This window comes from Pseudomonas sp. CHM02, assembly GCF_000612585.1.
Classification (GTDB): domain Bacteria; phylum Pseudomonadota; class Gammaproteobacteria; order Pseudomonadales; family Pseudomonadaceae; genus Aquipseudomonas.
In genome coordinates, this window is the sequence record NZ_JFCA01000008.1 from 1 (window position 1) to 21,575 (window position 21,575).

Sequence of the window (21,575 nt, forward strand, 5' to 3'; positions counted from 1 at the left end):
TGGTTACTTTCGCGCTTTTCGAAAGTGACCCGCCGTAAGGGCGGAACCAATAGCAGCCGTGACCGTAGGAATGGATATGTACTCCGATGATCCAGCCCCACGCCTTTTCGCCAAGCGGGCTGCCGTTGCCCCCCATTTCCCGTTATACTCGCCGGCTTTCAAAAGTTCGCCAACGAGTGCTGCCCGCCATGGAAATCAACCCGATCCTTAACACCATCAAGGACCTGTCCGAGCGCTCCGAAACTATTCGGGGGTATCTTTGACTACGATCAAAAGCATGAGCGTCTGACCGAAGTCAATCGCGAGCTTGAAGATCCGAGTGTCTGGAACAAACCTGAATACGCCCAGGAACTGGGCCGTGAGCGCGCTGCGCTGGCGCAGATCGTCGATACTCTCGACGAACTGAACACCGGTCTGGCCGATTGCCGTGACCTGCTGGACATGGCCGTCGAAGAAAACGATGAAGGCGCAGTGGGCGATGTCGTCGCCGAGCTGGCCCGTCTCGAGGAAAACCTCGCCAAGCTCGAATTCCGCCGCATGTTCAGCCATGAAATGGACCCGAACAACGCTTACCTGGACATCCAGGCCGGTTCCGGTGGCACCGAGGCCCAGGACTGGGCCAACATCCTGCTGCGCATGTACCTGCGCTGGGCTGACAAGCGCGGTTTCGACGCGACCATCATGGAACTGTCCGCCGGTGAAGTCGCCGGTATCAAGGGCGCAACCGTGCACATCAAGGGTGAATACGCCTTTGGCTGGCTGCGCACCGAGATCGGCGTGCACCGCCTGGTGCGCAAGAGCCCGTTCGACTCCGGCAACCGTCGCCACACCTCGTTCTCTGCGGTGTTCGTCTCCCCGGAGATCGATGACAAGGTCGAGATCGAGATCAACCCGGCCGACCTGCGTATCGACACCTACCGCTCCTCCGGTGCCGGTGGCCAGCACGTAAACACCACCGACTCGGCCGTACGGATTACCCACGTACCGACCAACACCGTGGTCAGCTGCCAGAACGAACGTTCCCAGCACGCGAACAAGGACACCGCCATGAAAATGCTGCGGGCCAAGTTGTACGAGCAGGAAATGCAGAAGCGCAACGCCGCTTCCCAGGCGCTGGAAGACACCAAGTCGGACATCGGCTGGGGTCACCAGATCCGTTCTTATGTGCTCGATGCGTCGCGGATCAAGGATCTGCGCACTAACATCGAACGCAGCGACTGCGACAAGGTGCTCGACGGCGATATCGACGAATACCTGGAAGCCAGCCTGAAATCAGGCCTGTAATACGCTGACAAACCGCGATCCCTGTAGGAGCCGGCTTGCCGGCGATCCCCGGCCTGAGCCTGGGACAACGAACCCGATGGAATATTTAAAGACATGAGCGACCAACAACTCGACCCGCAAGCCCTGCAACAGGAAGAAAACTCCCTGATCGCCCTGCGCAAGGAAAAGCTTGCTGCCGAGCGCGCCAAGGGCAATGCCTTCCCCAACGACTTCCGCCGCGAAAACTACTGCGATGCCTTGCAGAAACAGTACGCGGACAAGACCAAGGAAGAGCTGGCAGAGGCTGCGATCCCGGTCAAGGTGGCAGGTCGCATCATGCTCAACCGTGGCTCGTTCATGGTGATCCAGGACATGACCGGGCGTATCCAGGTCTACGTCAACCGCAAAACTCTCTCGGAAGAAACCCTGGCCTCGGTGAAAACCTGGGACATGGGCGACATCATCGCCGCCGAAGGTACCCTGGCGCGTTCCGGCAAGGGCGACCTGTACGTCGAAATGACCAGCGTGCGCCTGCTGACCAAATCCCTGCGCCCGCTGCCGGACAAGCACCACGGCCTGACCGACACCGAACAGCGCTACCGCCAGCGCTACGTTGACCTGATCGTCAACGAAGACGTGCGCCAGACCTTCCGCGTGCGTTCGCAAGTCATCGCCCACATCCGCAGCTTCCTGATGAAGCGTGACTTCCTGGAAGTGGAAACCCCGATGCTGCAGACCATTCCCGGTGGTGCCGCAGCCAAGCCGTTCGAAACCCACCACAACGCCCTGGACATGGAAATGTTCCTGCGTATCGCGCCGGAGCTGTACCTCAAGCGCCTGGTGGTGGGCGGCTTCGAAAAAGTGTTCGAGATCAACCGCAACTTCCGTAACGAAGGTGTCTCGACCCGTCACAACCCTGAATTCACCATGTTGGAGTTCTACCAGGCCTACGCCGACTACGAAGACAACATGGACTTGACCGAAGAACTGTTCCGCGAGCTGGCACAGTTGGTCCTGGGCAGCACCGACGTGCCGTACGGCGACAAGGTGTTCCATTTCGGCGAGCCGTTCGTGCGCCTGTCGGTATTCGACTCGATCCTCAAGTACAACCCTGAGCTGACCGCCGATGACCTGAACGATATCGACAAGGCCCGTGTGATCGCCAAGAAAGCCGGCGCCAAGGTGCTGGGCTTCGAAGGCCTGGGCAAACTGCAGGTGATGATTTTCGAAGAGCTGGTCGAGCACAAGCTGGAGCAGCCGCACTTCATTACCCAGTACCCGTTCGAAGTGTCGCCGCTGGCCCGTCGCAACGATGACAACCCGAACGTCACCGACCGCTTCGAACTGTTCATCGGCGGCCGCGAAATTGCCAACGCCTACTCCGAGCTTAACGACGCGGAAGACCAGGCCGAGCGTTTCATGGCCCAGGTGGCCGACAAGGACGCCGGCGACGACGAAGCCATGCATTACGACGCTGACTTCGTGCGTGCCCTGGAATACGGCATGCCGCCAACGGCCGGTGAAGGTATCGGCATCGACCGCCTGGTGATGCTGTTGACCAACTCGCCGTCGATCCGCGACGTGATCTTGTTCCCGCACATGCGGCCACAAGCGTAACCGAAGCGAAATCCGAAGCCGCCTTTTATAAGGCGGCTTTTTTATGCGGCGTCTATCAGCGTCAAGCAAACAGCGCCAGGTTTTTGATCTGTTCAAGGATGTGAGTCGTGAACCGCGTAACCGCTCAAGAAGGCGCCGCCGGCATTGCTGCTGCCGTGGCTGAAAGCGTCCAGTACCAGGGCCGCAAGGCCAGCCGTCGGGGCAGCGAGCAACGCAGGCAGGACATTCTCGATGCGGCCATGCGCATTGTGGTGCGCGAGGGCGTGCGGGCCGTGCGCCATCGTGCGGTAGCGGCGGAGGCCGGCGTACCGTTGTCAGCCACCACCTACTACTTCAAGGACATCGATGACCTGCTCACCGATACCTTCGCCCAATACGTCGAGCGCAGCGCCGCCTTCATGGGCAAGCTGTGGGTGCGCAACGAAGGCCTGCTGCGCGAAATGGTCGCCTATGGTGACGGCAGCCCGGAATCACGCTCGCAACTGGCCGACGACATCGCACGGCTGACTGCCGATTATGTACTGCGCCAACTGACCAACCGGCGTGAGCACCTGATGGCCGAGCAGGCCTTTCGCCAGGAAGCCTTGCTCAACCCACGCCTGGCAGAGTTGGTGCGTTCCCATCAGCAGATTCTGTTGCAGGGCACGGGGCAGTTTTTCCAGGTGCTGGGCTCCCGCGAGCCGCAACAGGATGCCAAAGTGTTGACGGCGATAATCAGTCGGATGGAATATCAGGGCCTGCTGGGCGGCGCAGAGCCTCTGACCGGTGAAGAGATGCTTGAGATCCTCAAGCGTTACATGCATTTGGTGTTGGCCTCGGTCTGACACCGGGGGATGTCCAATGAAAACCTGGCGTAGGGTTGTAATCGCCTTGTCGTTCCTGCTGCTCAGCGGTTGCCTGGTGACCTTCAAGGACCCGCTGCCGGCCCGTGAAGCCGCGCCGCCTGCCCTGCTGGACCAATGGTCGAGCAAAAACGCCTGGGGCGAGCCGCTCAACCTGCACATCACGGGCGTCGGTGAACACCGTTATAAAGCCGTGAGCTACCCTACAGCGAAGCCGGGCCAGCGTGATGAGTACCTGTTCACTGTTTCGCGCCATGGCAATCGCTGGTACCTGTCGGCGCCGTTGCCGGCCAAGCTGGGCGGGCATTTCATCCTGGCGGGGTTTGAAATCGACGAAAAGCACGAATTGGTGGTCTACAACCTGGACCTTGAGCAGATCCATCAAGCGATAGGCCAGAAGGTGTTGCACGGCAGTACCGTGGAAACCGTCGAAGGCACCGGGGTGCTGGTGGACAGTCCCCTGGACCAGGTGTTTGCCTACCTGGATGACCCGGCCAATGCCGATGTATTCGTGGAAGCCGTGCGCTACCAGCGCGCGGGCAAATAACGTTTAAAGGGGAAGCACCGGGTGGACGATTACCAGCAGACGATACGCACCTTGTCTGATCGCATTGTGCTGGCGCAAACACCGATTCGCGTCCTCGACGCCGTGAAGTGGGACGAGCATATTCGCCAGGGATTTCTCAAGGCCAAGGGCAAGGAAATGCCTGCGGTGGACCGTGATTACTACCTCAATCGGCCACTGTCCTTCGACTCCAGCGCGGTGAAGCTGGAGTTCCAGAACATCGAGCGCGACATCACCCGCCGCCTCGGCCAGTTCAGCCCGGTGGGGCAGATCATGCGCCGCATGTGCAAGGAATACCGCATGGTGGTGCGCATGCTCGAAGCGCGCGGCACCGAGGATTTCGGCCTGATTTCCCAGGAACTCTACGGCGCCGCCTCCGATGCGTTCCATGCTGGCGACCCGACCCTGGCCGACCTGGGGCTGATGCTGTCGGACTATCTGAACAATATCGACGGCCGTGGCGACTTGAAGGATGAGGCCAAGACCCTCACCGCCAAGGATGCCGTGGCCTTGCTGCAAACCCGTCTGAACAAGGTATTCGGCGAGGCCGAAGAGACCATTCGCGTGTTCGAGTCCGATGGCATCGTCGCCGACGCTGCGGCGGGCGCGGACTACATCAAGATCCGCGCCGACGCGATGTTCAACGATCGCGACGTCCGTGCCCTGGAAGTGCATGAAGGCCTGGTGCATGTCGGCACCACCCTCAATGGCCAGAACCAGCCGATCTGCACCTTCCTGTCCAAGGGCCCGCCGTCGTCCACCGTGACCCAGGAAGGCCTGGCGATCCTGATGGAGATCATCACCTTCGCCTCCTACCCGAGTCGCCTGCGCAAGCTGACCAACCGCACGCGCGCGATCCACATGGTGGAAGAGGGCGCCGACTTCCTGCAGGTGTTCGAGTTCTTCCGCGAGCAAGGCTTTGAGATGGCTGAGAGCTACGGCAACGCCAGTCGCGTATTCCGTGGCTCGGTGCCGACCGGTCTGCCGTTTACCAAGGATCTGTCCTACCTCAAGGGCTTTATCATGGTCTACAACTACATCCAGCTCGCCGTGCGCAAGGGCAAGCTGGAACAAGTGCCGCTGCTGTTCTGCGGCAAGACCACCCTGGAAGACATGCGTACCCTGCGCCAGCTGGTCGACGAAGGCCTGGTAGTGCCGCCCAAGTACCTGCCCGAGCAGTTCCGCGACATGAATGCGCTGGCGGCATGGATGTGCTTCTCCAACTTCCTCAACCACTTGAGCCTGGATCGGATCGAGGCGGATTACTCGAATATCCTGTAAACACCGCTCAACCCGTAGGCGCCAGCTTGCCGGCGATGGCATCACCTCGGTACGGCATTGGACCGAGTCGCCTGCATCGCCGGCAAGCCGGCTCCTACGGGTTTTTTGGTGATCATGAGAACGTGTGTTCAACTAAATTGCGAGGCTTCAACGGATGAGAATCCTCGGCATTCTGTGCCTGCTACTCACATTGAACGGCTGCAGCTCCCTGCTGTTCTATCCTGAACCCGGCCTGCCGTTCACGCCGGAAAAAGCCCACCTGCAATATCGCGACGTCACCTTGACCACCGCCGACGGCGTGAAGCTCCACGGCTGGTGGTTGCCCGCCAAACCCGGTGTGCCGCTCAAGGGCACGGTGCTGCACCTGCATGGCAACGGCGGCAATCTGGCGTGGCACCTGGGGGGCAGTTGGTGGTTGCCAGAGCAGGGTTACCAAGTGCTGCTGCTGGACTACCGCGGTTATGGCTTGTCGGAAGGCAAGCCGTCATTACCGGCGATCTATGAGGACGTGGACGCGGCGTTCAAATGGATCGACAAGGCCCCCGAAACCCAAGGCCAGCCGCTGATCGTTCTGGGCCAAAGCCTTGGCGGCGCGTTGGCGGTGCACTACTTGGCAGAGCACCCGGAGCGCCAATCCCGGCTCAAGGCGCTGGTGCTGGACGGCGTGCCCGCCAGTTATCGTGACGTAGGACAATTCGCCCTGAGCACCTCCTGGTTAACATGGCCGTTTCAGGTGCCTTTGTCGTGGCTGGTACCGGACGCCGACAGTGCGATTCATTCCATGCCCCAGCTGACCGGCGTGCCGAAGCTGTTGTTCCACAGCCTGGATGACCCGATCGTGCCGGTGGCTAACGGTATTCGCCTGTATCAGGCGGCACCGCCGCCAAGGGTATTGCAGTTGACCCGGGGCGGGCATGTGCAGACTTTTGCCGACAAGACTTGGCAAACCGTGATGCTGCGCTACCTCGATGATCCGCAACACTTCAACGGTTTGCGCCGCCTGGGCGAGATTCCGAACTACCCAACTCCTAAAGTCGATTCATCAGAGAGCCCGCAATGAGCGAAGAACGCAATATGATCCCGCTGATCCTCACCGGCATCGGCACCATCATCGGTACCGTTGCTTGCCTGTGGTACTACGGCTACCTGCACTTCGCCAAGCCGGAAGATGCGTTGCTGCTCAGCGATTTCACCCTGCTCAAGACCGTGCCAGGCGAGGATTACAAGATCTCGCTGACCCCGGCTGCGCAAGTGGCGCAGTGTGTGGATGGCGTGCTGGTGATGTTCGATACCGAGCAGAAAGGCCTGAGCGGTGTGTTGGTCAATAACAAGAAACAGGCTGTGCGCTGCCTGGGGCAGGAAACACCGCAACTCCAGCAGTAATCCGGATACACCGCGCCTGAAATATCTGGAACCGTTTTGCGTAAGAGGCCACTCAATGCCTTGTCAGCGTTCGTGAGGAGTACTTGCGAACGGCCAGCCAGGGGAGAGTCATGGTCAAGATAGGTGCGATAAGTGCGATAGACAGGATGTTGGAAATGATCAGGACACAAGCGCTCGTTGAAGCGCTTGGTGGGCGTGTTGCTGGCGTCGCGCAAAAGCAGCAGGGTGAGCAGTGCAAAGAGAAGCCTGGCTATACAGGCTTCGAGAGCGATAAGTGTCCGATCAAATTCTAAGCGTAAAAAGACCCACCGTTTCTGGTGGGTTTTTTATTTCTACCCAATCGGTTCGTCAGCGCCAGGGGTAAGTGACCGATCGCGCCACTCCATCATTTATTACAAGGGTATACCGTGGGGAACTGATAGTTGTCGGCGACCACTGCTATATCGGTCAGGAGATCAAGCCCGTACGTGTGGGAAATTACATTTGGAGTAAAGCGATGAGATTAGACTCGTTGATGAGTATGGCATTCACGAACACCCTCACGACCATGAGCACGGTATGGAACGTTGTCACTGGGCAGAGCACCGGTGGGAGGTGTGGTGGTAATACACGCAATTACCCAAGCTATCAACCGAGCCAGCGACCAGGGTATGGCGGCGTTCAACCTTCGTATAGCAGAGGGGGCCAGCAGATGGGACGAGCACCTGAAATTCAGCGGCCGGCTTTAAAACCGCCGCATACGGTCAACCATATCAGCTATGTATTCAACACTAATTATGTGACTGTCGGGAATGTAACGTCGGCTCAAGTTGGCGTACACGTCAATAGCGGTCATGGCAGCATGAATAACGGCAATTTTGGAAATTATGGAAATAACGGCAACAGCGGAAGTTACAGCGGATATGCCAATCAGGGCAGTAATGGCAATCATCGAAACGCCGCAGGCGCAAAGTTCTCCCCCCATGGCCTGACACGGCGTATCCAGGCCTGAAGCATCAGGGCCTTGAACATATTAAGTCAGTACTTGCGTGCATACTTTGATTTGATCTTTAGGACACGTGCAGTGAACTCGCTCCCTTCAATGCACCACTTAAGGGGGCGATATGACTTGGGGCTGCACAGTGCAGCTTATTATGTCGTTATTTTTTGGGATATTCAGTCTACTGGAATAGAGAAGGTATCAACATGACTCAGCTGTTGGCTTGGCGATATGAACATCACCCTTCGTTGTATTCACATTGTTCCGATGAGCGCACCTGGAGGCCTGCGGGTGGGCAACGGGGGTGGGCTGGTGGGCATGGTGGCCGCGATAACGGGAATTACGGCAACTATGGCAATAATGGAAATGGTGGCACGCATAGTCGCTATGAAAATCATGGGCAGAACGGAAATGACATGACTGGGCAGTGGCGGGAGTCACCGAGTTACGAGGGGGGCTACGGAAACTATGGCAACTATGGAAACAACGGTAACTCCGGGGGATTCAGCAGCTACATTAACTCGGGCCAGAACGGCAATCGTCGCGCGGGACTTAGTTACTGACACCTGAAGGCCGTTCGCGTAGGGACGCAACGAAAAAGCCCCGTCTATAGAGACGGGGCTTTTTACAGGCCATTCGATCAGTTGGCTACGGAGGACCGTGGCTTGACCGGCTGGTTGTCGTTGGAGATGGTCACTTCAACGCGGCGGTTCATGGCGCGCCCCGATACGCTGCCATTGTCGGCAACCGGGTATTCCTTGCCATAACCCTGGGTCACGATGCGCGAGATGTCCACGCCTTGCTGAGCCAGTGCGCGCTGTACGGAAGCGGCACGACGCTCGGACAGGCTCTGGTTGTACGAATCGGAACCGGTGCTGTCGGTATAGCCTTCGACGATCACTTTACGGTCCGGATTGTCACGCAGGAACTGCGCAAGTTTGGTGATGTTCACCAGGCCGCTGGATTTCAGGTCAGACTTATTGGTGGCGAACAGCACGTCACCGAATGTCACCAGTGTGCCGCGATCGGTCTGCTTGGCGTTCAAGCTGTCTTGCAGCTGCTTGATCTGTGCATCACGGGCATCCAACAGCGCGCGGGCACGTTCGTCGCCGGCGTTTTTCAGCTTGGCTTCGGATTCGCGCAGCACGATGGTGTCTTTGGCCACTTCAACGCGCTGGTTGGTCAGGTAAGCCAACTGGTCGACTTTCTTCTCGTCTTCCTTGTCGCGGTACGCTTTGTCAGCCTTGTCCAGCCATTCGCTGGCGTCCTTGGTCTCCAGGGCCGCGAGCTTGGTGGCCTGCGGGTTGGTCTGCAGGGCCGAGAAGTTGGTCCGTGCGTTTTCCAGGTTCGCGTTCGGCGGGGTGGAGCAGGCCGCCAGTGCAACGCTCATCGCCAGCAGGGCAGGGATCATCAATTGTTTACGCATAGTCGTGTCGTCCTTTCAATTCGATATCAGGTGCGATGCGGTCAAGGGGGGGGCGTCTTACTTCTGCTGGATAGCAGCCGGACGCATGCCTTCCTTACGCAATTCATCAACAGCCTTCTGGGAATCCTTCACAGCTTGTTCAGCCTTGGCGGCCTGGGATTTGCGCTCTGCGACGCGAGCGTCCCACTCGGCTTGTTCAGCCAGGCGACGGGCTTCGTCGTAGTTCTTGTCGTGCATGGCAATCTCGGCTTGCTTGAGCTTGTCCTGGGCCGACTTCATTTCCACAGCCGCGTACTCGGTACCGCCGGCGCTGACCGCGCTGTTCACTGCGGACTGGGTGACCGCGTACTGCTCGGTCGGCGGGTTACCGGCGCAACCTGCCAGAACGAAGCTGGTGCCGATTGCCAGCGCGGCCAATTTGAGCCCGCGCAGATGGTTAAACGAGGATTTGGCAGTGCTGGTCTTCATCGTCTTCAACTCCATTGGATAACTCCTGAAAAACATCAAAATCCATGTCACTGGTGTGCGGCCAGGGGCTTTGCGGTACTGCACGAAATGCCCTTTAAAACGACCGTTCCAAGTGATGGCTTACTGGCTGTGACCGGAGGCTTTTTTTAAAAGTTCAGAGAAGATGGCGATTTGCCTAAAAAAATATTTGACTGATTGGTCAGGGTAAAAAACTTGGAACTTATGCGTCGCGCAGCGGTACGCCCGACCCGTGAAGGGCCCGGCGTACAGCGGTTTGGTGGGAGTGTTTCAGTGTTTCTGTTCGTCGCTGCTGGCAGACAGATCATGCAGATAGCGACGCGATAACGTCAGGAAGCGTGGGGTGGGGCCGACATCTTCATACAGCGGGTCACCCTCTTCATCGGTGGCGATCACCTGTTGACCCTTGATGTAGGGAAAGCTTGCTTCCAGCTCTTCGAGGGCGGCACCGATCAGCTCGCCAAGCAGTTCCTCGGTGTTGCGCTTGGGGTACATTTCGGCGATGGCCGCCAACCTCGCGGCGGACTCCACATCCAAATGGATGGCGTATTCGGTCTTGGTCAAGCGACCCTTGGCGTTCTCTTCCCAATGCTGGGCCAGTTCTCGGATTTTCATGGCAACCTCAATGAAGCCCGCGATGGCAGGCGGTGATGAGTGACCAGTCGCGCGCAGGGATAACACAGGCGACTCAGTGTTGAGACTCGCTGCAACTCACAAGGTTTAAAGTCTTGTCATAAAACGATGCGGGCGGCACTCTGGCAGACCTGCGCGTCCCGGATTTCTGGCTGGAGATTGGCTGATGAGTGATATCGATGCACGCTTGCGTGAGGATGTTCACCTGCTGGGTGAGCTGTTGGGCAACACCATTCGAGACCAGTACGGCGATGATTTTCTCGACAAGATCGAGCAGATCCGCAAAGGCGCCAAGGCTGACCGCCGCGGCGCCATTTCCGACAAGGCGGCGGGGGATGAGCTGAGCTCCCGTCTGAATCAGTTGCAGGAAAACGAACTGCTGCCGGTCGCCCGGGCCTTCAACCAGTTCCTCAACCTGGCCAACATCGCCGAGCAATACCAGCTGATTCACCGGCGCGATGAGTCGCAACCGGCGCCGTTCGAAGCCCGTGTATTGCCCGAGCTGCTGGCGCGCCTGCAAGCCGAAGGCCACAGCAACGAATCCCTGGCCCGCCAGTTGGGGCGCCTGGAGATCGAACTGGTCCTCACCGCCCATCCCACTGAAGTGGCGCGCCGCACCCTGATCCAGAAATACGATGCGATTGCCGCCCAACTGGCGTTGCAGGATCACCGTGACCTCACCACGGCGGAGCGCGATCAGATCCGCCAACGCCTGCAACGCTTGATCGCCGAAGCCTGGCACACCGAAGAAATCCGCCGCACCCGGCCCACGCCGGTGGACGAGGCCAAGTGGGGCTTTGCGGTGATCGAACATTCGCTGTGGCACGCCATTCCCAATTACCTGCGCAAGGCCGACCAGGCGCTGCACGCCGCTACCGGCCTGCGCTTGCCCCTGGAAGCGGCGCCGATCCGCTTTGCCTCATGGATGGGCGGCGACCGGGATGGCAACCCGAATGTCACCGCGCCAGTGACCCGTGAAGTATTGCTGCTGGCGCGCTGGATGGCGGCCGACCTGTACCTGCGCGATGTCGATCATCTGGCTTCCGAGCTGTCGATGCAGCAAGCCAGCCCGGCGTTGCAGGCCAAGGTCGGCGACAGCGTCGAACCGTATCGCGCCGTGCTCAAGCAATTGCGTGAACGCCTGCGGGCTACGCGCCAATGGGCACACACGGCATTGAGCAGCAGCACGCCAGCGCCCGCCGAAGTGTTGCAAAACAATCGCGACCTGCTGGATCCGCTGGAGCTGTGCTACCAGTCGTTGCATGAGTGCGGCATGGGTGTGATCGCCGATGGCCCGTTGCTCGACTGCCTGCGTCGCGCGGTGACCTTCGGCCTGTTCCTGGTGCGCCTGGATGTGCGCCAGGACTCCAGCCGTCATTCGGCGGCCATGACTGAAATCACCGATTACCTCGGCCTTGGGCGTTACGAAGACTGGGACGAAGAGGCGCGTATCAGCTTCCTGATGAAGGAACTGGCCAATCGTCGGCCGCTGCTGCCGGGTTATTTCAAACCCTCTGCCGACACCGCCGAAGTGCTGAATACCTGTAAGGAAATCGCCGCCGCACCGGCTGCTTCCCTGGGCTCGTACGTCATCTCCATGGCCGGCGCCGCGTCGGACGTGCTGGCGGTGCAACTGCTGCTTAAAGAGTCGGGCGTGCAACGGCCGATGCGCGTGGTGCCACTGTTCGAGACCCTGGCCGACCTGGACAACGCCGGCCCGGTGATCGAGCAACTGTTGCTGCTGCCGGGCTATCGCGCACGCTTGCAGGGGCCGCAGGAAGTGATGATCGGCTACTCGGACTCGGCCAAGGACGCCGGCACCACCGCCGCCGCCTGGGCGCAGTACCGGGCGCAGGAGCGGCTGGTGGATATCTGCCGTGAGCAACAAGTGGAACTGCTGTTGTTCCACGGTCGCGGTGGCACCGTGGGCCGTGGCGGCGGCCCGGCCCACGCGGCGATCCTGTCGCAGCCGCCGGGTTCGGTGGCGGGGCGGTTCCGCACCACCGAACAGGGCGAGATGATTCGCTTCAAGTTCGGCCTGCCGGATATCGCCGAGCAGAACCTCAACCTTTATCTGGCCGCGGTATTGGAGGCGACCCTGTTGCCACCGCCGCCGCCCGAGCCGGCCTGGCGCCATTTGATGGATGAATTGGCGGCGGATGGTGTCAGCGCCTACCGCGCCGTGGTGCGGGAAAACCCGCAGTTCGTCGAGTATTTCCGCCAGTCCACCCCGGAACAGGAACTGGGCCGCTTGCCCCTGGGCAGTCGCCCGGCCAAACGCCGGGCGGGCGGGATTGAAAGCCTGCGCGCGATCCCGTGGATCTTCGGCTGGACCCAGACCCGCCTGATGCTGCCGGCCTGGCTGGGTTGGGAAGCAGCGTTGAGCAAGGCCCTGGAGCGCGGCGAAGGCGAGTTGCTGGGGCAGATGCGTGAACAGTGGCCATTTTTCCGCACCCGTATCGATATGCTGGAAATGGTGCTGGCCAAGGCGGATGCCGATATCGCCCGCCTGTATGACGAGCGGCTGGTGCAGCCGGACCTGCTGCCATTGGGTGTGCATCTGCGCGACCTATTGTCGCAGGCGTGCGGCGTGGTGCTTGGCCTGACCGGCCAGTCGCAACTGCTGGCCCACAGCCCGGATACCCTGGAGTTCATCCGCCTGCGCAACACCTACCTCGACCCCTTGCACTTGTTGCAGGCCGAGCTGCTGGCGCGCTCGCGCCAGCAGGAAGCGGCACAGGACAGCCCTCTGGAACAGGCGCTGCTGGTCTCCGTGGCCGGTATTGCTGCCGGGTTGCGTAACACCGGCTAAGGTTTTTTGCGTGTTCTCAACGGCTTGCAGATAAACCGCAGCGGCCGCCTCGAAAAGGGCGGCCGGCGTTTACAGGGCCGGGTTGCACTCAGGCACACCCTACCTATGACGCATGCACGGCGCGGGTTCCTGCGACTTTTGGCGGCTTGTGTGGTTAAGGCCTGCTGTGTATCTTGATCAGCCTTTGGCCGTTTGGGCGGCCCGAATTCTATTTTTACGCGATTGGCCCCCGCGGCGAATCCGAGCGTCATCTCTATAAAAAATTGAGGAGCACATCGATGCGCGTCATTCTGCTGGGAGCTCCCGGGGCCGGTAAAGGTACTCAGGCAAAGTTCATCACTGAAAAATTCGGCATTCCACAAATCTCCACCGGCGACATGCTGCGGGCGGCCGTCAAGGCTGGCACCGAGCTGGGCCTGATCGCCAAGAGCGTGATGGACAGCGGTGGCCTGGTTTCCGATGACTTGATCATCAACCTGGTCAAGGAACGCATCAGCCAGGAAGACTGCAAGAACGGTTTCCTGTTCGACGGCTTCCCACGCACCATTCCCCAGGCTGAAGCCCTGGTAAAGGCCGGCGTCGAGCTGGATGCCGTGGTCGAAATCGCGGTTGAAGATGAAGAGATCGTCCAGCGCATTGCCGGTCGTCGCGTCCACGAAGCCTCCGGCCGCGTGTACCACACCGTGTACAACCCGCCAAAGGTTGAAGGCAAGGACGATGTGACCGGCGAAGACCTGGTGCAGCGCAAGGACGACACTGAAGAAACCGTGCGTCATCGCCTGTCGGTCTACCACTCCCAGACCAAACCACTGGTGGATTTCTACCAGAAGCTGTCCGCCGCCCAGGGCAAGCCGAAGTACAGCCACATTCCTGGCGTCGGCTCGGTTGAAGCGATCACCGCCAAGGTGCTGCAAGCACTGAGCTGATCCCTCGACTGGCTTCACGGATAACGGCCCGCTTGCGGGCCGTTGTTGTTTATACTGGCGCACTTTTTTTCGACTTGGACACCCACACCGATGAGCACCCTGCTGGCCCTGGACACCGCGACTGAAGCTTGCTCCGTTGCCCTGCTGCACGATGGCAAGGTAACGAGCCACTACGAGGTGATCCCGCGCCTGCATGCGCAGAAGCTGTTGCCGATGATCAAGCAGTTGCTGGAAGACGCCGGCACCACCCTGGCGGCGGTCGATGCGATTGCTTTCGGCCGTGGCCCGGGTGCGTTTACCGGTGTGCGCATCGCCATTGGCGTGGTGCAGGGCCTGGCGTTTGCGCTGGAGCGTCCGGTGTTGCCGGTGTCCAACCTTGCCATGCTGGCCCAGCGCGCCTTGCGCGAGCACGGCGCCCACCAAGTGGCGGCGGCTATCGATGCGCGTATGGATGAAGTCTATTGGGGCTGCTACCGCGAAACGGCGGGCGAGATGCGTCTGGTCGGCGTGGAAGCGGTACAGCCGCCCGAAGCGTCGATGCTGCCGGACGAGGCCAGCGGTGACTGGTTCGGTGCTGGCACCGGCTGGGGTTATGGCCAGCGTATCGCTGTGCCGTTGGTGGGCCAGGACGCTGCAATGTTGCCTCATGCCGAGGATCTGCTGACGTTGGCACGTTTCGCTTTTGAGCGTGGCGAGGCGATTCCGGCCGACCAGGCGGCGCCGGTCTATCTGCGCGATAAAGTGGCGCAAACCAAGGCCGAACGCGGGATTATTTGACGTCAAAAATGATGGCAGTTTGGGGCTAAATTCACCAATCGTCAGAATTTGCCCCCGGTTTTAAACCTTTTTCAAATTATGTGTTCTAGTTATCACCAGAGCATTTGCGCGTTACGGACGATGCTGCCAAAATGCCATTACTGATAGCGAGTTCGCGCCCATGCGTATCGATGGTTTTTCCTCACAGTCCTACCCAATCAAGCGCAAGCCGCGTAAGGCAAACGTCACGGTAGACGAGTCCGTCGAGGATTCACCGGACTTCATCGACGTCCAGGCCGATGCACAAGCCAACACCCAAGCTCGTATCAGCGGTCTTCCCGCCCGCCAGCAAGACATGGTCTTCCCGCGTTCCATGAGCAAAAGCGTCGCTACCGCCCTGGCCAGCTACCTGACCACCGCCGGCTTTGTCGAATGGGATATGGAAGTGCTGGGCCTCGACATCCACATCTGATGCGTCTGCCTTACTACCTCGGTTGCCCGTCCTGGAGTGAAAACGCCTGGCGCGAGTACCTGTACCCCGCCGATGCCCGTTCCAGCGATTACCTCGCGCTCTACTCCCAGGTCTTCAACGCCGTTGAAGGCAACACCACGTTCTACGCGCGCCCATCGGCCGCCACGGTGCAACGCTGGGCCGAGATCATGCCCGACGATTTCCGCTTCACGGCCAAATTCCCCGGTGATATCAGCCACAGCGCCAACCTGATTGAGCAGCTACCGGCCGCGGAAAGTTTTGTTGGCTTAATGAGCCCGTTGGGTGAGCGGGTATCGCCTCTGTGGTTGCAATTGCCCGCGACATTCACACCGCAGCGCCTAGGGGAGTTGGCAGGTTTCATTGATAGCCTGGAGCGGCCGATGGCGGTGGAAGTGCGTCATCAGGAATTCTTCGCCAAGGGTGATGCCGAGCGCATGCTCAACCGCTTGTTGCGTGACCGGGGGGTGGAACGTATCTGCCTGGACCCCCGCGCACTCTTCAGTTGCACGTCCACTTCAGCCGCCGTGCTGCACGCCCAATCGAAAAAGCCCAAGGTGCCCCCAAGGCCGGCGGCGCTGACGCAGTTTCCCCAGGTACGCTTTATCGGCCATCCCGAACTGGAAGCCAACGACCCGTTCCTGGTGCCGTGGGTGGAAAAAGTCGCCGGCTGGATCGAGGAAGGCCGCACCCCCTACGTGTTCCTGCACACCTCGGATAACCGCCTTGCCGCGCAACTGGCCCTGCGTTTTCACGACCAATTGACGGTGCGTCTACCCGGCCTGCCGCCGCTGCCCGCCTTGGATCGGGCCCCCGTCGCGGAACAACTGGGGTTACTCTAGGGCTCACTTTCCCGCCAGGAGCCCGACATGGATGCCCAAACCCTTCGCGCCGAAACCTTCAAAGCCTTGCATCAGCGTGACCGCGCATTCGTGATGCCCAATCCATGGGATGCAGGGTCTGCCGTGATGCTGGCCAGCCTGGGGTTCGAAGCGCTGGCCACCACCAGCGCGGGCTACGCCTTCAGCCTGGCGCGTCCGGATGCGGAAGGCGCGCTGTCCCTGGACGACACGTTGATCAATGCCAGCATGATTGCCAAGGCCACTGCGTTGCCGGTGGCGGCTGACCTGGAAAACGGCTTCAGCGACACCCCCGAAGGCTGTGCCCAGACCATCCTGCGTGCCGCGGCCACGGGGATCGTCGGCGGTTCGATCGAAGATGCCACGGGGGTTGCCGCCGAGCCGATCTATCCCTTCGACCTATCTGTTGAGCGCGTGGAAGCCGCTGTGGCCGCTGCCCGCAGCCTGCCATTCGCCTTCACCCTGACGGCCCGTGCGGAAAACCTCCTGCATGGCCGCCTGGATCTGCCCGACACCATCCGCCGCCTGCAGGCCTACGCCGAGGCCGGTGCCGACGTGCTCTATGCGCCGGCCCTGCGCACTGCCGAGGAAGTGCTGGCGGTGGTCAAGGCGGTGGCGCCCAAGCCGGTGAATGTGCTGATGTCCGGCGGCTTGAACCTGAGCGTCGCGCAACTCAGCGAGATGGGTGTTCGGCGTATCAGCGTTGGCTCGGCGCTGGCATTGGCGGCGTATGGTGAGTTCTATCGTGCGGCCCGGGAAGTGTATGAACTGGGCACGTTCACCTTTACCGAGCGCAAGATGCCGTTCAGTCAGGCCAACCAGTTCTTCAAGGACTAAGCGGTGTGTTTTTCCAAGTTAATGGGCGTGCTGCTGATCCTGGCGGGCGCCGTTGCCGCGGGTGTCTGGCGCGGCTGGGTGCCACTACCGGCCGATTGGAACCCGTGGGCGCCGCTGGATGTGCGCGCCAGCCCCAACCTGTTGACCCGCTACAAACTGGGCCGCCTGCAGGACGACCCGGCGCTGTGCGATCAGGTGCTGGAAACCTCGGGCCTGCGCGTCAGCCATCAGGCGGACTCGCCGGCGGATGCCGCTTGCCCCTTGCGCAATACCTTGCGCGTACAGGATGCGGCGGTCGGGCTGAGCAGCAGCTTCCTTGCCAGTTGCCCACTGGCGGTGGCGTTTGCCCTGTTCGAGCGTCACAGCCTGCAACCGGCGGCCCAGGCGGTATTCGGCCAGGCGGTGACGCGGGTCGATCACCTGGGCAGCTTTGCCTGTCGCAATATGTATAACCGTGCCGAGGGACGACTCAGCCAGCACGCGTCGGCCAATGCGCTGGACATTGCTGGCTTTCGCCTGGCGGACGGGCGCAGCATCAGCGTGCTCAAGGACTGGCCAGGGGAGGGCGATAAGGCGCGTTTCCTGCGCCAGGTACGCGATAGCGCCTGCGAGGATTTCAATGTGGTGCTGAGCCCGGACTACAACGCCGCGCACCGCAACCACTTCCATCTGGATATGGGGCGTTGGTGGGTGTGCCGCTGAGTGTCAAGCGGCCAGGCGCAGGTTCTGGGTGACCAGCGGGCGTGCCCAGTAGTAATCGAAGTCCAGGGCTTTTTGTTGCGCGACCAGCTCTTCAGCTGGGTACGGCGTGGCGGCGGGTGGCAGCAGGTCCAGCTCGAACTCGGCGATTGGCAGGTGCAATGGACGTGGTTCCGGTGCCGGGCCAGGCGCTGGCAACGGTTGCCCGGCGGTCAGCACGATCGGGCGTACCCAGCCGCTTTCGAAGTTCTGCTGGCGTTGCTGGGCGACGATTTCTTCTTCCGGGAACGGCGTGGCGGCCGGTGGCAGCAAGTCGGTCTCGAACTCGGCGATCGGCAGGAACAGCGGCTCCGGTGGGGTGATTTCGGTGTCTTTCACGTCGCACTCACGCTGGGTGAGGATCTGCGACAACAGGTCGGCGCCGGCGCTGGGCTCTACCGCTGGGTCCGCCGGTGCAGGCACCTGCACAGCGAGCGCGTCCGGCGTATCGCCGAGCTGCTCGGCCAGTGCCCGGGCGAAGAAGTCCTGCCACACATGACTCACCCCGGCCAGCGCTTGAGTATTGCGCAGGCCGTAGTGGTTGTGGGTCGGCAGTACACCGATGGTTAGGGGAAGAATGTCTGACATTTTTTTCGGTCGACGCTCAGCTCTGGCAAAATACCTGACTGTTGTTTTTATCGGCCGCTGTTTGCCGATCCTTAATATTTTTGAGCGTAGCGATTGATGAGCGAACAACCAGCGGCCAGCCGCATCCAGGTCGAGGCCTTGGGCGACGGTTTCAAGGCCCGTGCCGAGCAGTGGGCGTCACTGTTGGGGCTGCCGTTGCAGCTGGCGGATGCGGAGTTTTCCCTGCAAGTCGGGGAGCATGGCTTGCAGCTTCAACAGCTTGGGCCTGACGCGCCTGGGCCGGTGCGGGTGGATTTTGTCGAGGGTGGCGCCGCGCATCGGCGCCTGTACGGCGGTGGCAGCGGGCAAATGATCGCCAAGGCCGTCGGCATCGCCCAAGGCGTGCGCCCACGGGTGCTGGACGCCACGGCCGGCCTGGGCAAGGATGCCTTCGTGCTGGCCAGCCTGGGCTGCGAGATGAGCCTGATCGAGCGCCAGCCGCTGATCGGCGCCTTGCTCGAAGACGGCCTTGCGCGTGGCGCGGATGATTTCGAGGTGGCGCCGATCGTGGCGCGCATGAAGTTGCTCAAGGGCAATTCCATCGATGTGATGCGCAACTGGGAAGGCGAGCCGCCCCAGGTGATCTACCTCGACCCGATGTTCCCGCACCGTGAGAAAACCGCGCTGGTGAAAAAGGAAATGCGCCTGTTCCGGCCGCTGGTGGGGGATGATCCGGACGCGCCCGCGCTGCTGGCCGCCGCCCTGGCCCTGGCGAGCCACCGCGTGGTGGTCAAGCGCCCGCGCAAGGCGCCGTGCATCGACGGGCCCAAGCCGAGTCATGCGCTGGATGGCAAGTCCAGCCGGTATGACATCTACCCCAAGAAAGCGCTTAAACCTTGAATCGCAATACCACGCTGGGCCTCTGGCGAGGGCGCTTGTTGCCGCTGTCTAACTGTAAGCCCACGATCTAACTCTGGGAGCTGGCTTGCCTGCGATGGCGGTGGTGCGGTGTACATATCCGTTATTTAGGTAACGGCTGGTATGGGTTCCGCCCTTACGGCGGCTCACTTTGCAAAAGCGGCAAAGTAAGCAAAACGCTCTTGCCCCAACACTCGGCACCTCGCCTAGGCTCGGTGTGCCCGTAATCCGACAGGTATTTGGGGGGCGCCTAAGATCAAAATCAAAAGCAAGAGCACGGCGGCCTAGTAGCCGACCTGAGTGGTTGAAGCAAAAGCTGGTGAGCTGGCTTGCCAGCGATGAGGCCGTCCATGCAACCGGGCTTCAGGGCCTGTAGGCCCGCATAAACAACCCCACCACCTCCTGCACATGGGCTTCGGCGGCTTCTTCACTCAGTTGCCCGCCGCAGCCATACAGCAAGCAGAAATTCGCCGTGCCCTTGAGCAGGCAGAAGAAGTGCTCGGCCGCCGTAAACGGTTTGTCGATGCTCAGCGCGCCGCTCTGGTCGATCTTGCCGAGCAGGCGCTCCATGCCCTGCAACATGCGCATGGGGCCGGCCTCGAAGAAGATCTGCGAGAGTTTCACGTCCTGATTGCCGGTGGTCATCATCAGGCGATGCAGGTTGACCGACTCTTCGCTGTTGATCAGGCGATGGAACCCCCGCGCGATATTCAGCAACACAGTCTCCACGGGCATGCCCTCAGGCAGCTCGAAATACATCACTGGCAGTTGCTCTTCGCACTTGGCCACCACGGCGGCGGTGAACAAGGTCTCTTTGTCGTTGAAGTGGCTGTAGACGGTCAGCTTCGACACGCCGGCCTCCAGTGCCACCGCATCCATGCTGGTACTGGCGTAGCCATTGCTCAAAAACAGGATTTTCGCTGCTTCGAGGATTGCCTGGCGTTTTGCCATGTCCTTGGGACGCCCGGGGCTATTGGTGTTCACAGGATTGTCGGACATTTTCACCTTTAATACTGGACTGGTGAGTTTGGTATTAATAACATACCCGTCAGTATAATTATTCCTAGCTTCATTTGCGAAAGGTCCTACAGCATGCGCAGTACTTTCCTGCCCTTTGCTTTGCCTGTCAGTTTGGTCTTCCTGCTGGCCGCCTGCGGCCATGAAGAAGCGGCCCAGACTACCATCCGCCCGGCCATGGTGGTGCAGCCACAGCCTTCTGCGCAGTCGATGGACAGTTACCCTGGCGAAGTGCGTGCCCGCTACGAGCCGGACCTGGCCTTTCGCATCGGTGGCAAAGTCAGCAAGCGGCTGGTGGAGGAGGGCGAACGGGTCAAGGCCAACCAGGCGCTGGCGGAACTCGACCCTCAGGACGTGCGCCTGCAACTGGAAGCAACCCGTGCCCAAGTCGCTGCCGCCGAGGCCAACCTGAGCCTGGTGCGTGCCGAGCGCGACCGCTACAAGACCCTGATGGACCGTCAGATGGTCAGCCGCTCCCAGTATGACAATTCCGAAAATCTCTACCGATCCGGTGAAGCGCGCCTCAAGCAGATCAAGGCCGAGTTCGACGTGGCCAGCAACCAGGCCGGTTATGCGGTACTGCGTGCGCCCCAGGACGGTGTGGTGGCCAAGCGTGCGGTGGAAGTCGGCCAAGTGGTGTCTGCCGGGCAGACCGTGTTTACCCTGGCCACCGATGGCGAGCGCGAAGTGCTGATCAGCCTGCCCGAGCAGGGTTTTGGCCGCTTCAAGATCGGGCAGCCGGTGTCGGTCGAGCTGTGGAGCCAGCCGGATCAGCGCTTCGCCGGACGTATTCGTGAGCTGTCGCCGGCGGCCGATCCGAAGTCGCGCACGTTCGCGGCCCGTGTGGCGTTCACCGGCGGCAAGGTCCCGGCTGAACTGGGCCAGAGCGCTCGCGTATTCATCCAGGTCGACGGCGATGTTCCGTTGTCGGTACCGCTGTCGGCTCTCAGTGCGGAGAACGGTGCGTCCTACGTCTGGCGCGTACAGCCCGACAATACCCTCAAGCGCGTGCCGGTACGCATCGGCGCCTTTGGTGAAAAAACCGTCCCGGTCCTGGAAGGCCTGGCCCCGACCGATTGGGTCATCGCCGCCGGTGTGCATGTGCTCCACGAGGGCCAGCAAGTGCGCCCCGTGGATCGCTCCAACCGTGTGGTGAATCTGGCGGCCAAGGAGTAGTCC

At 60.8% G+C, this 21,575-nt stretch carries 23 protein-coding genes; 18 read left to right on the plus strand and 5 right to left on the minus strand.

Annotated features, from left to right (window positions below):
* Positions 1-188 precede the first annotated feature (188 nt).
* The 9 genes from prfB to BM70_RS33010 all read left to right on the plus strand — a co-directional run bounded on the left by prfB (position 189) and on the right by BM70_RS33010 (position 7,942).
* Positions 189-1,284, plus strand: a protein-coding gene (gene prfB / locus BM70_RS0105600) for a peptide chain release factor 2 (RefSeq protein WP_098465888.1) whose coding sequence is annotated in 2 segments (ribosomal slippage) — positions 189-260 and positions 262-1,284 — 1,095 coding nt in all. Because the reading frame shifts where the segments join, the coding sequence is not laid out codon by codon here.
* A 93-nt stretch (positions 1,285-1,377) separates the two neighbouring features.
* The gene (gene lysS, locus BM70_RS0105605) at positions 1,378-2,880 is read left to right on the plus strand and encodes a lysine--tRNA ligase (protein ID WP_025855093.1); all 1,503 of its coding nucleotides are present in this window, start codon (positions 1,378-1,380) and stop codon (positions 2,878-2,880) included.
* A 107-nt stretch (positions 2,881-2,987) separates the two neighbouring features.
* On the plus strand, positions 2,988-3,704 hold the full coding sequence (locus BM70_RS0105610) for a TetR/AcrR family transcriptional regulator (protein ID WP_025855094.1): 717 nt from the start codon (positions 2,988-2,990) through the stop codon (positions 3,702-3,704).
* A 16-nt stretch (positions 3,705-3,720) separates the two neighbouring features.
* Complete coding sequence (locus BM70_RS0105615) at positions 3,721-4,269, plus strand: hypothetical protein (protein ID WP_025855095.1); 549 nt, start codon at positions 3,721-3,723, stop codon at positions 4,267-4,269.
* Between the two features lie 21 nt (positions 4,270-4,290).
* On the plus strand, positions 4,291-5,568 hold the full coding sequence (locus BM70_RS0105620) for a flavohemoglobin expression-modulating QEGLA motif protein (RefSeq protein ID WP_025855096.1): 1,278 nt from the start codon (positions 4,291-4,293) through the stop codon (positions 5,566-5,568).
* Positions 5,569-5,722: 154 nt separating this feature from the next.
* The gene (locus BM70_RS0105625) at positions 5,723-6,628 is read left to right on the plus strand and encodes an alpha/beta hydrolase (protein WP_025855097.1); all 906 of its coding nucleotides are present in this window, start codon (positions 5,723-5,725) and stop codon (positions 6,626-6,628) included.
* A complete protein-coding gene (locus tag BM70_RS0105630; protein WP_025855098.1) occupies positions 6,625-6,951 on the plus strand; it encodes a hypothetical protein in 327 nt (108 codons plus the stop codon). Before BM70_RS0105625 ends, BM70_RS0105630 begins: the two co-directional genes overlap by 4 nt.
* Positions 6,952-7,061: 110 nt before the next feature.
* On the plus strand, positions 7,062-7,244 hold the full coding sequence (locus tag BM70_RS0105635) for a hypothetical protein (RefSeq protein ID WP_025855099.1): 183 nt from the start codon (positions 7,062-7,064) through the stop codon (positions 7,242-7,244).
* Between the two features lie 398 nt (positions 7,245-7,642).
* Positions 7,643-7,942 carry a hypothetical protein gene (locus BM70_RS33010; RefSeq protein ID WP_155952127.1) on the plus strand — a complete coding sequence of 100 codons (300 nt, stop codon included), beginning with the start codon at positions 7,643-7,645 and terminating at the stop codon, positions 7,940-7,942.
* A 628-nt stretch (positions 7,943-8,570) separates the two neighbouring features.
* Here the strand turns inward: BM70_RS33010 and BM70_RS0105650 are convergent.
* From BM70_RS0105650 to BM70_RS0105660, 3 genes are all read right to left on the minus strand, one after another.
* The gene (locus BM70_RS0105650; RefSeq protein ID WP_012722563.1) at positions 8,571-9,356 is read right to left on the minus strand and encodes an OmpA family protein; all 786 of its coding nucleotides are present in this window, start codon (positions 9,354-9,356) and stop codon (positions 8,571-8,573) included.
* A gap of 57 nt (positions 9,357-9,413) precedes the next feature.
* Positions 9,414-9,824 (minus strand): DUF4398 domain-containing protein, encoded by a 411-nt coding sequence (locus BM70_RS0105655; RefSeq protein ID WP_173390380.1) that lies wholly within the window; start codon positions 9,822-9,824, stop codon positions 9,414-9,416.
* A gap of 288 nt (positions 9,825-10,112) precedes the next feature.
* A complete protein-coding gene (locus BM70_RS0105660) occupies positions 10,113-10,457 on the minus strand; it encodes a hypothetical protein (RefSeq protein ID WP_025855101.1) in 345 nt (114 codons plus the stop codon).
* 184 nt (positions 10,458-10,641) lie between these two features.
* Here BM70_RS0105660 and ppc point away from each other — a divergent pair, with 184 nt between their 5' ends.
* From ppc to BM70_RS0105695, 7 genes are all read left to right on the plus strand, one after another.
* On the plus strand, positions 10,642-13,287 hold the full coding sequence (ppc, locus tag BM70_RS0105665; protein WP_025855102.1) for a phosphoenolpyruvate carboxylase: 2,646 nt from the start codon (positions 10,642-10,644) through the stop codon (positions 13,285-13,287).
* 278 nt (positions 13,288-13,565) lie between these two features.
* Positions 13,566-14,213, plus strand: coding sequence for an adenylate kinase (gene adk, locus BM70_RS0105670; protein ID WP_010212617.1), 648 nt, complete (start codon positions 13,566-13,568; stop codon positions 14,211-14,213).
* A gap of 90 nt (positions 14,214-14,303) precedes the next feature.
* Entirely contained in the window at positions 14,304-14,990 is a 687-nt protein-coding gene (tsaB, locus tag BM70_RS0105675) for a tRNA (adenosine(37)-N6)-threonylcarbamoyltransferase complex dimerization subunit type 1 TsaB (RefSeq protein WP_025855103.1), read from the plus strand.
* A 160-nt stretch (positions 14,991-15,150) separates the two neighbouring features.
* A complete protein-coding gene (locus BM70_RS0105680) occupies positions 15,151-15,441 on the plus strand; it encodes a hypothetical protein (protein ID WP_025855104.1) in 291 nt (96 codons plus the stop codon).
* Entirely contained in the window at positions 15,441-16,301 is an 861-nt protein-coding gene (locus BM70_RS0105685) for a DUF72 domain-containing protein (protein ID WP_025855105.1), read from the plus strand. Before BM70_RS0105680 ends, BM70_RS0105685 begins: the two co-directional genes overlap by 1 nt.
* 27 nt (positions 16,302-16,328) lie before the next feature.
* A complete protein-coding gene (locus BM70_RS0105690) occupies positions 16,329-17,156 on the plus strand; it encodes an oxaloacetate decarboxylase (RefSeq protein WP_025855106.1) in 828 nt (275 codons plus the stop codon).
* A 21-nt stretch (positions 17,157-17,177) separates the two neighbouring features.
* Positions 17,178-17,858 carry an extensin family protein gene (locus tag BM70_RS0105695; RefSeq protein ID WP_043274171.1) on the plus strand — a complete coding sequence of 227 codons (681 nt, stop codon included), beginning with the start codon at positions 17,178-17,180 and terminating at the stop codon, positions 17,856-17,858.
* 3 nt (positions 17,859-17,861) lie between these two features.
* Here BM70_RS0105695 and BM70_RS0105700 read toward each other — a convergent pair whose 3' ends face one another.
* On the minus strand, positions 17,862-18,482 hold the full coding sequence (locus BM70_RS0105700; RefSeq protein WP_025855108.1) for a hypothetical protein: 621 nt from the start codon (positions 18,480-18,482) through the stop codon (positions 17,862-17,864).
* Between the two features lie 96 nt (positions 18,483-18,578).
* Here BM70_RS0105700 and BM70_RS0105705 point away from each other — a divergent pair, with 96 nt between their 5' ends.
* Positions 18,579-19,361: a class I SAM-dependent methyltransferase gene (locus tag BM70_RS0105705; protein ID WP_025855109.1), complete on the plus strand. Its 783-nt coding sequence runs from the start codon at positions 18,579-18,581 to the stop codon at positions 19,359-19,361.
* A 381-nt stretch (positions 19,362-19,742) separates the two neighbouring features.
* Here the strand turns inward: BM70_RS0105705 and BM70_RS0105710 are convergent, their stop codons facing one another.
* Positions 19,743-20,378, minus strand: a complete 636-nt coding sequence (locus BM70_RS0105710; RefSeq protein ID WP_025855110.1) for a TetR/AcrR family transcriptional regulator — start codon at positions 20,376-20,378, stop codon at positions 19,743-19,745.
* 93 nt (positions 20,379-20,471) lie between these two features.
* Here BM70_RS0105710 and BM70_RS0105715 point away from each other — a divergent pair, with 93 nt between their 5' ends.
* Complete coding sequence (locus tag BM70_RS0105715; RefSeq protein ID WP_025855111.1) at positions 20,472-21,572, plus strand: efflux RND transporter periplasmic adaptor subunit; 1,101 nt, start codon at positions 20,472-20,474, stop codon at positions 21,570-21,572.
* Positions 21,573-21,575 lie beyond the last annotated feature (3 nt).

Excerpts from the sequence above, each read along its gene's own strand:
- lysS (WP_025855093.1), top strand. The coding sequence starts at position 1,378 with ATGAGCGACCAACAACTCGACCCGCAAGCCCTGCAACAGGAAGAAAAC.
- BM70_RS0105615 (WP_025855095.1), top strand. The coding sequence starts at position 3,721 with ATGAAAACCTGGCGTAGGGTTGTAATCGCCTTGTCGTTCCTGCTGCTC.
- BM70_RS0105625 (WP_025855097.1), top strand. The coding sequence starts at position 5,723 with ATGAGAATCCTCGGCATTCTGTGCCTGCTACTCACATTGAACGGCTGC.
- BM70_RS0105630 (WP_025855098.1), top strand. The coding sequence starts at position 6,625 with ATGAGCGAAGAACGCAATATGATCCCGCTGATCCTCACCGGCATCGGC.
- BM70_RS0105635 (WP_025855099.1), top strand. The coding sequence starts at position 7,062 with ATGGTCAAGATAGGTGCGATAAGTGCGATAGACAGGATGTTGGAAATG.
- BM70_RS33010 (WP_155952127.1), top strand. The coding sequence starts at position 7,643 with ATGGGACGAGCACCTGAAATTCAGCGGCCGGCTTTAAAACCGCCGCAT.
- BM70_RS0105650 (WP_012722563.1), bottom strand. The coding sequence starts at position 9,356 with ATGCGTAAACAATTGATGATCCCTGCCCTGCTGGCGATGAGCGTTGCA.
- BM70_RS0105655 (WP_173390380.1), bottom strand. The coding sequence starts at position 9,824 with ATGAAGACCAGCACTGCCAAATCCTCGTTTAACCATCTGCGCGGGCTC.
- BM70_RS0105660 (WP_025855101.1), bottom strand. The coding sequence starts at position 10,457 with ATGAAAATCCGAGAACTGGCCCAGCATTGGGAAGAGAACGCCAAGGGT.
- ppc (WP_025855102.1), top strand. The coding sequence starts at position 10,642 with ATGAGTGATATCGATGCACGCTTGCGTGAGGATGTTCACCTGCTGGGT.
- adk (WP_010212617.1), top strand. The coding sequence starts at position 13,566 with ATGCGCGTCATTCTGCTGGGAGCTCCCGGGGCCGGTAAAGGTACTCAG.
- tsaB (WP_025855103.1), top strand. The coding sequence starts at position 14,304 with ATGAGCACCCTGCTGGCCCTGGACACCGCGACTGAAGCTTGCTCCGTT.
- BM70_RS0105680 (WP_025855104.1), top strand. The coding sequence starts at position 15,151 with ATGCGTATCGATGGTTTTTCCTCACAGTCCTACCCAATCAAGCGCAAG.
- BM70_RS0105685 (WP_025855105.1), top strand. The coding sequence starts at position 15,441 with ATGCGTCTGCCTTACTACCTCGGTTGCCCGTCCTGGAGTGAAAACGCC.
- BM70_RS0105690 (WP_025855106.1), top strand. The coding sequence starts at position 16,329 with ATGGATGCCCAAACCCTTCGCGCCGAAACCTTCAAAGCCTTGCATCAG.
- BM70_RS0105695 (WP_043274171.1), top strand. The coding sequence starts at position 17,178 with ATGGGCGTGCTGCTGATCCTGGCGGGCGCCGTTGCCGCGGGTGTCTGG.
- BM70_RS0105700 (WP_025855108.1), bottom strand. The coding sequence starts at position 18,482 with ATGTCAGACATTCTTCCCCTAACCATCGGTGTACTGCCGACCCACAAC.
- BM70_RS0105705 (WP_025855109.1), top strand. The coding sequence starts at position 18,579 with ATGAGCGAACAACCAGCGGCCAGCCGCATCCAGGTCGAGGCCTTGGGC.
- BM70_RS0105710 (WP_025855110.1), bottom strand. The coding sequence starts at position 20,378 with ATGTCCGACAATCCTGTGAACACCAATAGCCCCGGGCGTCCCAAGGAC.
- BM70_RS0105715 (WP_025855111.1), top strand. The coding sequence starts at position 20,472 with ATGCGCAGTACTTTCCTGCCCTTTGCTTTGCCTGTCAGTTTGGTCTTC.